The sequence below is a fragment of the Virgibacillus ndiopensis genome (assembly GCF_900187325.1).
Lineage (GTDB): Bacteria > Bacillota > Bacilli > Bacillales > Amphibacillaceae > Virgibacillus_E > Virgibacillus_E ndiopensis.
In genome coordinates, this window is the sequence record NZ_FZMZ01000006.1 from 938,971 (window position 1) to 954,299 (window position 15,329).

11 protein-coding genes and 2 pseudogenes are annotated in these 15,329 nt (G+C 39.7%); 12 read left to right on the plus strand and 1 reads right to left on the minus strand.

What is annotated here, in order from left to right; all coding sequences use genetic code 11:
• The first annotated feature begins 21 nt into the window (after positions 1-21).
• The 12 genes and pseudogenes from CS937_RS17015 (at position 22) to CS937_RS17070 (ending at position 15,028) form a co-directional block, all read left to right on the plus strand.
• The gene (locus CS937_RS17015; protein WP_099159664.1) at positions 22-783 is read left to right on the plus strand and encodes a transposase; all 762 of its coding nucleotides are present in this window, start codon (positions 22-24) and stop codon (positions 781-783) included.
• Positions 784-903: 120 nt separating this feature from the next.
• Positions 904-1,827 carry a Gfo/Idh/MocA family protein gene (locus tag CS937_RS17020; RefSeq protein WP_099159665.1) on the plus strand — a complete coding sequence of 308 codons (924 nt, stop codon included), beginning with the start codon at positions 904-906 and terminating at the stop codon, positions 1,825-1,827.
• Between the two features lie 183 nt (positions 1,828-2,010).
• Positions 2,011-2,337 (plus strand): annotated as a pseudogene (locus CS937_RS17025) (hypothetical protein); the annotation flags it as partial.
• A gap of 21 nt (positions 2,338-2,358) precedes the next feature.
• On the plus strand, positions 2,359-3,654 hold the full coding sequence (gene celB / locus CS937_RS17030; protein ID WP_099159667.1) for a PTS cellobiose transporter subunit IIC: 1,296 nt from the start codon (positions 2,359-2,361) through the stop codon (positions 3,652-3,654).
• Between the two features lie 103 nt (positions 3,655-3,757).
• Positions 3,758-4,063, plus strand: coding sequence for a PTS sugar transporter subunit IIA (locus CS937_RS17035; protein WP_099159668.1), 306 nt, complete (start codon positions 3,758-3,760; stop codon positions 4,061-4,063).
• A gap of 14 nt (positions 4,064-4,077) precedes the next feature.
• Positions 4,078-5,463, plus strand: a complete 1,386-nt coding sequence (locus CS937_RS17040; protein WP_099159669.1) for a glycoside hydrolase family 1 protein — start codon at positions 4,078-4,080, stop codon at positions 5,461-5,463.
• Between the two features lie 20 nt (positions 5,464-5,483).
• Positions 5,484-6,803: a 6-phospho-beta-glucosidase gene (locus tag CS937_RS17045; RefSeq protein ID WP_099159670.1), complete on the plus strand. Its 1,320-nt coding sequence runs from the start codon at positions 5,484-5,486 to the stop codon at positions 6,801-6,803.
• A 255-nt stretch (positions 6,804-7,058) separates the two neighbouring features.
• Positions 7,059-8,993 carry a BglG family transcription antiterminator gene (locus tag CS937_RS17050; RefSeq protein ID WP_099159671.1) on the plus strand — a complete coding sequence of 645 codons (1,935 nt, stop codon included), beginning with the start codon at positions 7,059-7,061 and terminating at the stop codon, positions 8,991-8,993.
• 135 nt (positions 8,994-9,128) lie between these two features.
• Positions 9,129-11,057, plus strand: a complete 1,929-nt coding sequence (locus CS937_RS17055; protein ID WP_099159672.1) for a BglG family transcription antiterminator — start codon at positions 9,129-9,131, stop codon at positions 11,055-11,057.
• 153 nt (positions 11,058-11,210) lie between these two features.
• Complete coding sequence (locus CS937_RS17060; RefSeq protein WP_099159673.1) at positions 11,211-13,139, plus strand: PTS fructose transporter subunit IIABC; 1,929 nt, start codon at positions 11,211-11,213, stop codon at positions 13,137-13,139.
• A gap of 65 nt (positions 13,140-13,204) precedes the next feature.
• Entirely contained in the window at positions 13,205-14,161 is a 957-nt protein-coding gene (gene manA / locus CS937_RS17065; RefSeq protein ID WP_099159674.1) for a mannose-6-phosphate isomerase, class I, read from the plus strand.
• Positions 14,162-14,179: 18 nt separating this feature from the next.
• A complete protein-coding gene (locus tag CS937_RS17070) occupies positions 14,180-15,028 on the plus strand; it encodes an ROK family protein (protein ID WP_099159675.1) in 849 nt (282 codons plus the stop codon).
• Positions 15,029-15,116: 88 nt separating this feature from the next.
• Here the strand turns inward: CS937_RS17070 and CS937_RS17075 are convergent.
• Positions 15,117-15,311, minus strand: a pseudogene (locus CS937_RS17075) (N-acetylmannosamine-6-phosphate 2-epimerase); the annotation flags it as partial.
• Between the last annotated feature and the right edge of the window lie 18 nt (positions 15,312-15,329).

The following is a 15,329-nucleotide window of genomic DNA, read 5'->3' on the forward strand; positions in this document are numbered from 1 at the left end:
GTCCCGGAGGTGATTTGATGTATGCCTAGAAAACAACGGAAGAAAAGTTATAATGGAATCTATCATATTATGCTACGTGGAATTAATAGACAAACTATTTTTGAGGATGATGAAGATAGGTTTAGGTTATTGGAAACTGTAAAAAGGTTCAAAGAGATTAGCGAATTCAGGGTTTTTAGTTATTGTTTGATGGATAATCATATTCATTTGTTATTGAAAGAAACAGAGGAGACAGTTTCTAAAGTAATACAAAGAATTAGCTCAAGTTATGTATACTGGTATAATAATAAATATGAACGTTCCGGACATCTTTTTCAAGGAAGGTTTAGAAGTGAAAATGTAGAGAATATCCCTTACTTTTTAACAGTTTTACGCTATATACACCAAAATCCTGTGAAGGCCGGTTTAGCAAATAATGTGTTTGAGTGTAAGTGGACAAGCATCTATGAGTATGTCAGTCGAAGTCAATTGGTTGATATTGACTTAGGTTTAAGTTTATTTTCACCTAATAGAGGTAAAGCTATTGAATTGTTTGCTGCGTATATGCAAGTAACAAATGATGACAATTGTTTAGACGATTTTGTGAAAATAAGGTTGCCAGATAGTGCGGTTAAAAGTCGCTTAGTGGAACTAGGGATTTCAACTAATAGTATGTTGCAGCAAATGGAAAAGAAAGATAGAGACAAAGTTATTTTGCAATTAAAAGAGCTTAGAGGTGTTTCAGCAAGACAATTATCCAGAATAACAGGAATACCCAAAAGTGTTATAGACAGAGTTCGCTAATCAGGCAGGGTGGGACAGGGGGTCAGACCCTCTGTCCCGGGACGACTGATACCTTGACCAGAGTGAAAAAATGGGGACGCAGGGACTGACCCTCTGTCCCGGAGAAGGAGGAAGGCAATCGTGAGGAAGTTGCGGATTGGAATGGTTGGATTGGGTGGGATTGCTCAGAAAGCGTATTTGCCAATTCTTACAAGAGAAATAGATTGGGAGTTTGTAGGGGCATTTTCACCGAGTGTAGCGAAAAGGAAGAAGATATGTGAGCAACATCGTATTCAGGATTTTGCCAGTTTAATAGCCTTATCACAGAGTTGTGATGCAGTTTTTGTGCATAGTTCAACAGACTCTCATTTTGAAGTTGTCTCAGAACTCTTGAATAACGGAAAAGATGTTTATGTTGATAAGCCATTAGCTGCTACAATTTCAGAAGCAGAGAAGTTAATTGACATAAGTGAAAAGCATGGTAGAAAGCTAATGGTAGGATTTAATCGGCGTTTTGCCCCGATGTATATGGAAGCAAAGGAGAAAGCAAATCAACCGGTTTGGGTGCGCTTCGAAAAACATAGGGTAAAGGGGGTTGGTCCTAATTCAGTTGCATTCACAATGCTAGATGATTATATTCATTTGGTCGATACCGCTCGTTGGTTAGCAGGTGGAGATATACGGGTTATGTATAAAAATTTGCAGGTAAACGAAGTCAATCAACTAGTTTATGCACAGCATATTTATGAATCTTTCAATCAAGTTTCATACACAACTGCAATGCATCGCAATGCTGGATCAAATCTCGAACAATTAGAACTGTTTTCGGACGGCATAGTTATTAGGGTTAAAAATTTACATACGATGGAGATAGAACAGGAGAATGCAGTGACAATGAAAACTCCTCCATCTTGGGAAACTGTAGGCAGACAGCGTGGTTTTGAAAACGCAATAAACCACTTTATTGCTTGTATTGAGAATGATAAACAGCCAATTGTTGACGGACTAGAAGGGTTAAAGACGCAAATAGCTGTAGAAGAATTGCTAAACGAACATAAAAATTAAATGAGAATTAGCTCTTTACATTATGTAGAGAGCTTTTTTTATGGGGAGGGGTGGGACAAAGGGACAGACCCCATGTCCCACCATGTAAGCGCTTAATCATTTCCGCTTGTTGGAGGAAAAAGAATGTGTGTAGATGTAAGCGGTTGTATTTTACAATGAAGATACAGCAAGAGTAATACTAATTCGAGGAGGAAGTTTATCATGAAACGTATATTATTAGCATGTTCATCAGGTATGTCTACTAGCCTTTTGGTGAAGAAAATGGAAGAAGCCGCAAAGGAAACAGAGGTTGAGGTTGAGATTTGGGCTGTGGCGCAGGATAAGGCGCCAACAGATATGGAGAAGGCGGATGTTTTATTAATTGGACCACAGATGAGGTTTATGAAGAAGAAGTTCGCTAAAAGAGCAGAAGAGGTTGGTATTCCACTAGATGTTATTGATCCTGTGGCATATGGACGAGTAGATGGAAAGGCAGTTTTGAACAAAGCCCTTGATTTAATTGGGGAGTAAACAAAACAGGGGGAAACGATTATGAACAATAAATTTATGCAATTTTTGGAGGATATTCTATTACCAATTGCAGACAAGTTAAACAACAATCGTTATTTATCTGCATTGCGTGATGGTTTCATGGTAGCATTGCCACTTATTATCTTTGGTTCCATATTTGTGGTTATTGCGAATTTACCATTCCTTGACAAGGTGATAAGCGAAGATGCGTATGCGGCATATCAAAATGCGTTAGGACCCGCATCCGCTGCAACTTTGAGTATTATGGGGATATTTGTCATCATCGGTATAGGGTATAAGCTGACCGAGCATTACAAGGGAGAAGCAATTTACGGTGGTGTTGTTGCATTTGCATCTTTTCTCATACTGACACCACAAGTACTTGAAGGAGTCTCCGGAGTTATTCCAACAGCAAGTCTAGGGGCACAAGGGATGTTCCTTGGGATTTTTACCGCCTTTATTTCTGCTGAACTGTATCGATTTTTTGTACAAAAAGATTGGACAATAAAAATGCCTGCCGGTGTTCCTGGAGCAGTATCGAAATCGTTTAGTGCACTGATTCCAATCACATTGACGCTTACTGTATTTTTACTCATTCGAATTATTTTCAGTTATACATCATTCGATACCGTGCAAAATTTTATTTATACGATTATTCAAGAACCGCTAACAGCATTGGGCAGCGGCTTACCAGCAACAATTGTCGCAGTATTATTGATTCAAGTGTTTTGGTTCTTCGGATTGCATGGCCAAATCATTGTAAACTCTGTATTTGATCCAATCTGGTATGCATTAAATGATGAAAATTTAAGCGCATTCCAAGCTGGTACAGAGCTTCCAAACATTATTACAAAACAGTTTATTGATTCCTTTTTAGTTGGAATGGGGGGATCTGGGATGACCTTAGCTGTTGTTCTTTTAATCTTTATGATTGGACGAAGTAGGCAGCTGAAGGAAATTGGTAAATTGGGTGGCCCTTCTGGTTTTTTCAATGTTAACGAACCAATCATTTTTGGTCTACCAATTATTATGAATCCATTAATAATCGTTCCATGGTTGTTAGCTCCCGTAGTTGTAACGATTATTACGTATTATGCGATGGCGACTGGCCTCGTTCCACCACCTGCAGGAATTATTGTGCCATGGACAACACCACCGATTTTGAATGGTTTTCTAGCAACAGGTAATGCATGGCAGGGTGGGGTTTTACAAGCATTTAACCTGGCAGTAGTCATGGTCATCTGGTGGCCATTCTTAAAACTCCTAGACAAAAATTACTATGAAACAGAGAAAAAAGAAACGAAAAACGCGGGATAAGTTCATGGGACAGGGGGACAGTCCCTCTGTCCCACCCAGAACCGGGACAGAGGGACTGACCCCTTGTCCCACCAATATTGCAGACTTCAGAGGTGAATGGCACATGGATAAATTGACAGAAATTGCTTTTCAGATTATTTTGTATGCTGGAAATGGTAAATCCAGCGCAATGGAGGCAATACAAGAGGCAAAAGCGGGTAATTTTGATGAAGCTGATAGATTGATTGAAGAAGCAAGTACGGAGTTAGGAAAGGCACATGGCTACCAAACTAATTTACTTCAAGAGGAAGCAAGTGGTGAAGGGACTGGAGTTAACGTTATCTTGGTTCATTCACAGGATCATTTGATGACTTCCATGACGGTAAGAGATCTAGCTATTGAAATTATTGAAATCTATCGAAACAAATAAAGGGTGGTAACGGTATGTCTATAAATTATAAATTTCCAAGCGATTTCTGGTGGGGAAGTGCAACCTCCGCAACGCAAATTGAAGGCGCAGCAAATGAAGGTGGAAAAGGTGAAACTATTTGGGACTACTGGTATAAAACAGAGCCCAATCGTTTTTTTGACAATGTAGGACCAGAATCCACATCTGACTTTTATCATGTATATAAAGAAGATATTAACACAATGAAGGAAATTGGTCATAATACATTCCGCTTGTCTATATCATGGGCACGGTTAATTCCTGGTGGACGCGGGGAAGTTAACCAAGAAGCTGTAACATTTTATAATAATGTAATTGATGAGCTGCTTAGCAACGGGATTGAACCGTTTGTAAATCTTTTCCATTTTGATATGCCATTGGAATTACAAAATGAAGGTGGTTGGGAAAATCGAGAAGTAGTAGAAGCGTATGCAGACTATGCCAAAGAAGCGTTTAATCTGTTCGGAGATCGAGTCAAAAAATGGTTTACATTCAACGAACCAATTGTACCGGTAGAAGGTGGATACCTGTACGATTTCCATTATCCGAATGTTGTCGATGCAAGACGTGCGGCACAGGTCGCTTACAACACGATGATTGCCCATGCTAAAGCAGTTGCGGCGTTTCGCGAATGTAACATCGATGGAAAAATAGGTATTATCTTAAACCTGACACCGTCATATCCGCGAAGCCAAAACCCTGCTGATCTAAAAGCATCGCGTATTGCAGATTTATTTTTCAACCGTAGTTTTCTTGATCCAGCCGTATTAGGGGAATATCCAGAAGAATTAATCGAGATCTTGCGTGAGCATGGTCAATTACCGGTTACGGAAAATAGTGACGGTGCATTGTTAAAAGCGAATACAGCGGATATTCTTGGGGTGAACTACTATCAGCCGAGACGAGTTAAAGCGAAAGAGCATTTACCAAATCCATATAGCCCGTTCATGCCGGACTGGTTTTTTGATAACTATGAAATGCCTGGTAGAAAGATGAACAAATACCGTGGCTGGGAAATCTATGAAAAAGGTATTTATGACATCATGATCAATCTAAAAGAGAATTATAGCAATATCGAGTCATTTATTTCTGAAAATGGTATGGGAGTCGAAGGTGAAAGTCGATTCATTCAAGATGGTGAGATTCAAGACGATTACCGAATTGATTTTATTCGTGAACACTTAAAATGGCTGCATAGAGCGATTGAAGAAGGATGTAATGCAAAAGGGTATCATTTATGGTCATTTATGGATAACTGGTCATGGATGAATGCCTACAAAAATCGTTACGGTTTTATTTCCGTTGATATTGAAACGAAGGAACGAACATGGAAAAAAAGTGCACATTGGATAAAAACGGTTTCCGAGAATAATGGATTTTAACTAAACCTGAGGTGGTTAACATGAAGGGAATTAAAGTTGTTACAATTGGTGGAGGTTCAAGCTATACACCGGAACTGATTGAAGGATTCATTAAGCGATATGATGAACTGCCAATTCGTGAACTATGGCTGGTGGATATTCCTGATGGAAAAGAAAAATTAGAAATTATCGGTGGCTTGGCAAAGCGAATGGTTGAACAGGCAAACATTCCAATGGACATTCATTTATCATTGAATCGCAGGGAAGCATTAGAGGGTGCTGATTTTGTCACAACGCAAATTCGGGTAGGAAATCTTCATGCACGTGCGAAGGATGAAACAATCCCTTTAAAATATGGTGTGATTGGTCAGGAAACGAATGGTCCAGGTGGGCTTTTCAAAGGGTTACGGACAATCCCTGTTATACTGGATATTTGCAAAGACATGGAGGAACTCTGCCCGAAAGCATGGCTGATTAATTTTTCCAACCCTGCTGGAATGGTAACAGAAGCAGTGTTACGGTACAGTACTATTACAAGAACAGTAGGATTATGCAATGTACCAATTGGGATGCGGATGGGAGTTGCTGAAATGCTCGCGGTTGATCCAAGCAGAGTTCATATCGATTTTGCAGGATTGAACCATATGGTGTTTGGCCTGGAAGTGTATTTGGATGGTACGGTCGTCACTGAAAAAGTTTTGGATAAGCTTACGAGTGGAGCAGGAATGACAATGAAAAATATTGTTGATCTTGGCTGGGAAAAAGATTTCATTAAAGCATTGAAGATTTTACCATGCCCGTATCACCGTTATTATTATCAAACTAGTAAAATGCTTGAGGAAGAACAACGCGATTTTGCAGAAAAAGGAACACGTGCACAGGTCGTTCAAAAATTGGAAAAAGAGCTATTCAAATTATATCGTGATCCAGAACTTACAATAAAGCCTCCACAATTAGAAGAACGGGGTGGAGCCTACTATAGTGATGCAGCTTGCAGTTTAATCAATTCCATTTATAATGATAAGCGTGATATTCAACCTGTTAATACAAGAAATAACGGAGCAATTGCAAGTATTCCAGACGATTCAGCGGTAGAAGTTAACTGCGTCATTACGAAGGATGGTCCCAAGCCCATTAGTGTCGGGGATTTACCAGTCGCGGTTAGAGGGCTTGTTCAGCAGATTAAGTCTTTTGAACGTGTAAGTGCCGAGGCTGCTGTGACCGGTGATTATCATCAGGCATTACTAGCGATGACAATAAATCCACTTGTTCCTTCAGATACGGTCGCCAAGGAAATACTGGATGAAATGCTAAACGCTCACAAAACATATTTACCTCAATTTTTTAACCCGGTTAGATAATGGGTTTGTAAACTGATTGGATGGATGGGTTCTGGTTCTTGTTTTGAATCAGAACCTTTTGGTGTATAGAATGGTATTGTATTGTTAACATAACCGACGAATTTAATCCCGCTTTACGGGTAGTAAGATCTCGCGTTAAGATTTAAAAATAACCACGGGATCAACTGTTTGTAAAGGTTCGATTTGTTTATCTGACGTTCAGTGGGGAAAATGCGTCACTGAATGAGGATACACTTTAGAAGGAGAAGAACCACTATGTTGAACTCCAGAATGAAAACAATTTTACGTGAATTAATGGCAGCGCAAACGACACTCACAGGAAAATATTTAGCCAATATAAATCAGGTGACATCGCGTACTACAAGGGAAGATGTGAAAAACATTAATGCGATGCTTTCCCCTAATGGAGCACATGTTGATTCTGTTATGGGTAAAGGCTATCAATTATATATTGATGATTCTCTGAAGTTCCGTAAGTATTTAAAAACGGTTTTTGCAGAGGAGGTTTCTCCAGATAAATTTGTTCCAAAATCACCTGAAGAACGGATATCCTATTTAATAAAACGTTTATTGTTAAGTGAAGGGTATGAAAAGCTTGACGATTTAGCTATGGAAATGTACGTTAGTAAATCAACGATCCAAAATGATTTAAAACATGTAAAACAAATACTGAGTGGATATGGTATCCGTTTGGAATCACGTCCTAATTATGGATTGACGGTTAGAGGAAGTGAACTTAAACGCCGCTTCTGTGCTGCAGAATATCTATTTGACCGCAATGAAAAGACTGGTGATCATTTGGTTGAGACCCATCTTTCTTCCCTTGCTAAGACGGATTTGGATTCTATAATGGCAATTATCATGAAGCAAATAGAGAATCAGCAAATAACCTTATCCGATATAGCATTGAATAATTTGCTGATTCATATCGCGATCGCCTACAAACGGATTAAAAGTGGGTACCACGTAACACTTTATCCCGCAGATATGCAATCGATTCGTGATCAACGAGAATATCAGGTGGCCGAACGGATTGTTAAGGGAGTTGAGGAGACATTCCATGTTAGTTTTCCACCATCGGAAATTGCTTATATCGCTATCCATTTACTAGGGACAAAAATGCTGTCACAATCAAATGATGCTGACGAAGTTGTTGAGCAGGTTTTGGACGATGAAATGTATCAATTGGTCAGGATAATACTTGAAAAAATAGAAGCGGAATTTAATTTAGGAATAAGCTTGGACAAAGAATTGATTATGGGGTTGGGATTACATCTGAAACCTGCAATTAATCGTTATAAATATGGAATGAATGTACGAAATCCAATGCTTAAGGATATTAAGCAGAACTACCCATTAGCTTTTGAAGCGGGAATTATAGCTGGCGTTGCGATTGAAGAACATACGGGGACGAAAATTAATGAAAATGAAATTGGATACCTTGCACTTCATATAGGAGCTGCAATGGAGCGCCAAAAGTTAAAGTCAGGACCTAAACGCTGTTTGATCGTTTGTGCCTCTGGGTTAGGTACCGCAAAATTGATTTATTATAAGCTGAAATCTAGATTCAGTAGGGAAATTGATGTTATCGGTACAACGGAGTATTATAAGCTTGATAATCGTGATTTAGACAATGTTGATTTTATCGTTAGTTCTATTCCAATTTCAGAGGATTTACCTATACCGGTAGTTGAGGTAAATGCGATTTTAGGAGATAATGACCTTAAGAAAATAAGGGACTTTGTCGTGGAAAGCAAGCAGCGTGTTGACCACTATTTTCAAAAAGAGCTTATGTTTTTAAGGGAAAGCTTTACTTCTAAAGAAGAAGTTCTGGAATTTATGCATACCCAATTGTTGAAAAAAGGTTTAGTGGAGCATAGCTTTCTTGAAGCAGTTTATGAACGTGAGGAAATAGCACCAACATCTTTTGGGAACCTGGTAGCAGTTCCCCATCCGATTACACCGAAATCAGATACTACCTTTCTCGCCATTTGTACGTTGGAAAAACCAATCACTTGGAATGATAAGCTGGTGCAATTTGTTTGTTTACTATGTGTCAAGAAAGAAAGTACCGAAGATCTGCAATCGATGTATGATTTGTTAGGCAAGATTATCGAAAATGCTCCCATTGTGGAAAAACTAGTAAACGTAAAAAACTATGAGGGATTTATCAGAGTATTAGAAAAATAACGGAGTGGGACATGGGGTCAGACCCTCCGTCCCGGTGATGGACTGGGAAAGGAGACAGCTCCAGTGTCCCATGCTCCGTTTCGGCGATAAACTGGGACAAGGAACCTGACCCCCTGTCCCAAAGTGGGTGTCATTATGATTAGTAGGCAAGATGAGTTATTGCGTATCCTATTGACGAATTTGAATACAATATTTCAAGTGGATTTTCTGGCGGAGAGTCTGCATTGTTCGGAGAAGACGGTACGAAATGATTTAAACCATATAGAAGAATATTTAGTAGCATATCGAACTGCACGTCTTGTTCGCAAGCCTGGTTTGGGATTGTATCTGGAAATCGATGAAGAAGATCGATCCCAATTATTTAATAGGCTTTACCAAAACCAAAAGGATCCCATGACAGAAGCGGAACGTACAATCGAAATTGCCTATAAGCTGTTGGTAAGTAACAAACCAATTACGTTAGGAGATTTTGCTGAACGTTATTATACAAATAAGGCAGAGATTAAGAAGGATCTAGCGAAGATTAAAAGCTGGTTTGATCGATATGATCTTTCCCTTGTTTCCAAACAAAGATTGGGGAATATTGTGAGTGGTTCTGAGCTAAATAAACGCAATGCTTTAGCTCATTTATCTGAACTTCTGTCATCCGTAACGGAAAGGAATTATATTCTTGATTTGTTCCCGCCCTATGAAGTTGCTGCTATCAGAAAGGCTTTACAGAACTTGCAACAAAAGTTTGAGATTGTTTTTACAGATGGTGGGTTTGAAAGTCTGCTTATTCATGCACTTATTCTCATACGTCGAACGAGGCAGCAATCGCCAATTGCCATACCGAATAAAGATAAAGCATCCACGTATCAATCGAATGAATACCAGATGGCGAGTTGGTTGTTAGATCAATTGGAGACAACTTTTACCATTTCTTTTTCGGATAATGAGCGGATTTATTATACGTGGCATTTGGTCAGTAGCAGAACAAGAAATGATCAACCAGAAAGCCTTAGACATTCAGATCACGTTGTAGCGGATATTGTTAGGATGATCTCAGAACGTTTGCAACAGCTGACCATGGTCAATTTTGAAAAAGACTCCATTCTTGTGGAAGGTTTAATCATTCATTTGCATGCAGTCATCAATCGTATAACGTATGGATTTACGATTAGCAATCCACTTTTACCCGACATTAAGAAAATGTATCCATATATGTTCAGTATGATTGTACTTGCCCTTGAAGATGTTAAGAAAAAATGTGATTTAGAGATCCCAGAAGATGAGGCAGCTTATTTGGTTCTTCATTTTCAAGCCTCCATTGAACGTTTACAGAAGCAAAGGAACCTGACAAAAAGTGTTTTGATCGTATGTCATCTAGGCATCGGGATGTCGCATTTGCTACAGGCAAAACTTGAACAGAATTATCGGGGAATGAACATTGTAGGATGTATTGGCAAAATGGAAGTAGACGCGTTTCTTACAACTAACATGGTTGATTTTATCATCTCGACAACGCCTCTTGACCATATGCAAGTTCCTTATGTTGAGATATCTCCGTTACTAGAGGCAAACGATAAAGCAAAGCTAACGCAATTTTTACAGACAATGGAAAAGGTGAAAAAGCAGCATCAAGGAAATTCGTCACTTGTACAGTTGCTGGACGAAGAGACAATTCATCTTGGTGTAGATTTAGAGCACCGGTATGAAGTAGTTGAAATGCTTGCAAACTCTCTTTTAGCTAGAGGGGTTGTTTCAAAAACATTTGTCCATCATGCACTTTTACGTGAAAGAGCATCTGCAACGTCCATTGGTGGAGCTATTGCGATCCCCCACGCTAGTCCTGACACTGTAAAACAATCAGCTATTGCCATGGCTATCATGAAGGAACCGCTGGAATGGGGTGGGGAAATGGTTTCTATTGTTTTTCTACTGGCAATAGCTAATGAAAATAAAATGATAACGAAGGACCTTATTCAACAGATCTCGTCGATTAGTGAGCAGCCTATACGTGTAAAAGAATTGACAGAATCTAGCAGTGCCTCTGATATTTTATCCCGTATGGACAGGAAGTAACGCTACTGAATGAGGTATCACGTAAACGCCACCTTTATTTAAAATAATTTATTTTTGCCATTGCTACGGTAAAAATTATAATTTATTAGTAAATAAGTCGGGTATATAATAAATGTAAGCGATTTATTTAGATAGATTTGGAGGCGTAAATTTATGAAAATATTAGCTGTTACGGCATGTCCAGTTGGTATTGCCCATACGTATATGGCTGCTGAAAATCTTCAAAAAGCAGGCGTCGAAATGGGTGTAGATATTAAAGTTGAAACACAAGGTTCGATTGGTGTAGAAAATGGATTGACGGAAAAAGACATTGAAGAAGCTGATGGTATTATAATTGCCAGCGACAAAGAGGTTTCCAAGGAACGATTTGTCGGTAAAAAGTTACTTGTAGTTGGTGTGCAAGAGGGGATACGTCATCCAGAAAATTTAATCAAACGTATTCAAAGTGGCGATGTTTCGGTTTATAAGGCTGGATTGAAGACGGCCGAGGATGTGAAGAAAAAACGCAAGGAAAAAGAGAATCCGATTTATAAACACTTGATGAGTGGTGTGTCGTATATGATTCCATTCATAGTCGTTGGCGGATTATTGATTGCGATTGCATTGACATTCGGTGGAGACCAGACATCTGGCGGGATTGTTATTCCAGAGGGTTCTTTTTGGAAACAAATTGAAAGTATTGGTGCTGCATCGTTTAGCTTTATGGTGCCGATTTTAGCAGGGTTTATTGCAGTAAGTATTGCAGACAGGCCAGGTTTAGCACCTGGTATCATCGGTGGATTAATTGCAGCAAATGGAAGTTTTTACGGTAGTGAAGCTGGTGCTGGTTTTATTGGTGGGATTATTGCTGGTTTCCTAGCTGGTTATGTAACGCTTGGGATTAAGAAAATCAAAGTACCAAAAGCGATCCAGCCAGTGATGCCAATTATTTTCATTCCGATTATAGCAACACTGATTGTCGCATTACTATTTATATTTGTAATTGGTTCCCCGGTAGCGGGCGTTTTTGAAGCATTGACACTATGGCTTGAAGGAATGCAGGGAGCAAGTTCAATTGTATTGGCACTGATTCTTGGTGCGATGATCGCAGTAGATATGGGTGGACCTTTTAACAAAGTAGCGTTCTTATTCGGTTCCGCTATGATTGCAGAAGGAAACTATGAAATTATGGGTCCGATTGCGGTGGCGATTTGTATACCTCCACTTGGAATGGGACTTGCAACATTACTTAATAAACGGAAATATCAATCTGCAGAACGGGAAACAGGTAAGGCATCTTTTACAATGGGGCTGTTTGGGATTACGGAGGGCGCCATTCCTTTTGCGGCACAGGATCCACTCCGTGTTATTCCAAGTTTAATGGTTGGTTCGATGGTTGGATCGGTTATCGCAATGCTTGGAAATGTAGGAGATCGCGTTGCACATGGTGGACCGATTGTTGCTGTGTTAGGTGCAGTTGATAATGTGCTAATGTTCTTTATTGCAGCAATTGTAGGTGTTATTGTTACAGCAGTTATGGTTAATTTGTTGAAAAAAGATGTTACGGAAGAATCGGATAATGGTGATGCAGTGACAGAGGAACCTACTCAAGTACAGGTTGAATCTGAACCGGTTCCAGTTGAAATTAATAAATTGACAGATATTACGAACCTAGAATTGATTGAAACTAATTTAGATGGAACAACGCGTGATGATGTGATCGATGAATTGATTGAAAAATTAGATGCAACTAATCGTTTACGTTCTACAGAAGAATTTAAACAAGCAATTTTAGCACGGGAAAATGAAAGTACAACAGGGCTTGGAATGAATATTGCGATTCCACACGGAAAATCAACAGCGGTAAAACGCCCAGCTGTTGCATTTGGTATTAAACGTGATGGGGTTGATTGGAAAAGCATGGACGGCACCGAAGCGAAACTTATTTTTATGATTGCTGTTCCGGAAGAAAGTGCTGGAGATGCCCATTTGAAAATTTTACAAATGCTATCTCGACGATTGATGGATGAAACATTTAGAGAAGCGTTGTTGAACGTTACTAGCAAAGAGGATGCTTATGAATTGTTAGATACAATTCAGTAGGTCGGACACGTTAAAACAATGGGACAGGGGGACAGGTCCCTTGTCCCACAATGGAGGTAAATCAGATGTATAAGGAACCTATTTTTTTAAGTCCTGTTTTTCAGGAGCGTATTTGGGGTGGGGAGAAGCTTCATACGTTATATGGTTATGATATTCCAAATGCTAAAACGGGGGAAGCGTGGGTTATTTCAGCACATCCAAATGGTCCGAGTGCAATTACGAATGGACCACTTAAAGGTAAAACGCTGGCCGATGCTTGGAATGAGCATGGAGAATTATTTAACAAAAAGGCTAATAATGATGAAGCATATCCGCTACTCGTAAAAATTTTGGATGCTAATGATGATCTATCTGTACAAGTGCATCCTAATGACAAATTTGCGCGAGAAGTAGAAGATCAGCCATATGGAAAGACGGAATGCTGGTATGTGCTTAGTGCTGATCCTAATGCAGAACTCATTTTAGGGCATCATGCGAAATCAGAACAGGAATTGGAAGCCATGATGGACAATGGTGAATGGGAAGAATTGTTACAGCGAGTGCGTGTGCAAGCGGGGGACTTTATTTATGTTCCAAGTGGTACGATTCATGCGATAGGAAAGGGAATTGTCATTTTGGAAACGCAGCAAAGCTCTGATATTACGTATCGTGTCTATGATTATGACCGTGTCGATGCCAACGGGCAAAAGCGGGACCTTCATATTGAACGTGCGAAACAAGTGACTACCGTTCCGCATCAACGCATGGCGATCGAGAAGCAGGAAGAAACAATTGGCGATTTGACGATGAAAAAATTAGTAGAAGAGAAGTATTTTACTGTTTCTCATTGGCAATTAAATGGGAAAGTAACGCAGCATTTATCTAAAGATTTTTTGCAGGTTAGTGTGATTGAAGGAAGTGCGAAAATAACGGTAGATGGTAACAGCTTTACTATTGAAAAGGGCAGTCATTTTATTTTGCCAACTGGAATCAAGGAATATGAACTTGCCGGGGAAGCGGCGTTTATCGTTTCCTGGGTGTAAATGGAAGGGGAGAGTGCTATGCTAATCGGAGGAATCGAGGCAGGGGGGACTAAATTTGTTTGCGCAGTGGGTGATCAAACAGGGAAAATTATTGCAAAAACAAGTTTTCCAACGGTGGGGCCAGAGGAAACATTTAAGGAAGTGAAAGCATTTTTTGCCGACTATTCGATTGAGGCGATTGGAATCGGTAGTTTCGGACCTGTTGATTTGGATAAGCAAAGTAAAACGTACGGCACCATCTTAAACACTCCAAAAACAAAATGGAAGAACTACGATGTGTTGAAACGATTACAGACTGATTATCAACTACCAGTTTATATGGATACCGATGTGAACGCTGCTGCGCTGGGTGAATATAAATATGGAATTGGTAATGATGTGGATAGCTGTATGTACATAACTGTAGGCACTGGAATTGGAGCTGGCTTTGTCAAAGACGGAGAAACATACATTGGGAAAAGCCATCCAGAGATGGGGCATATTTTTGTGCAACAGCATGAGGACGACAAGTTTGTAGGGAGCTGTGCCTATCATGGGACTTGTTTAGAAGGGCTAGCTTCTGGTCCTGCCATTGAAAAGCGCAACGGAAAAAAGGGCAATTTATTAGCGGATCAGCAAAGTGTGTGGGAGCTTGAAGCTTATTATTTGGCGCAAGCAATTATGAGCTATTTTCTAATTTTGTCACCAGAACGAGTGATTATCGGTGGCGGTGTCCTGAAACAGGAACAACTATATCCATTGATCAGGGAGAAGATTTTGGAATTGGTAAACGGATATGTAGCGATTGAAAATGTAGATAATTTTATTGTCGCGCCAAGCTTAAATGATGAACAAGGAATTAAAGGGGCAATTGCGTTGACATTGTAATAATTGAGTGGGACAGAGGGACATGGGACAGAGGGACAGACCCCTTGTCCCACCGCTAGTCTGGAACAGAGGTCTAACCCTCGTGACGCTATTCAACTTCACATACAAATCGTTTCGTAATATCCCTTGGTCGTGTGATCGCTCCGCCAACAACGCTTGCTTGAGCACCTAGGTCCATACATTTTTTGTACATTTCGGGTGTGATTACGTTTCCTTCTGCTATTACGGGGACTGTAACGTTTTTCAATACGTTTCTTAGAAATTCAAAATCGTTATGGTATAGTTTCTTTCTGTATCCTCG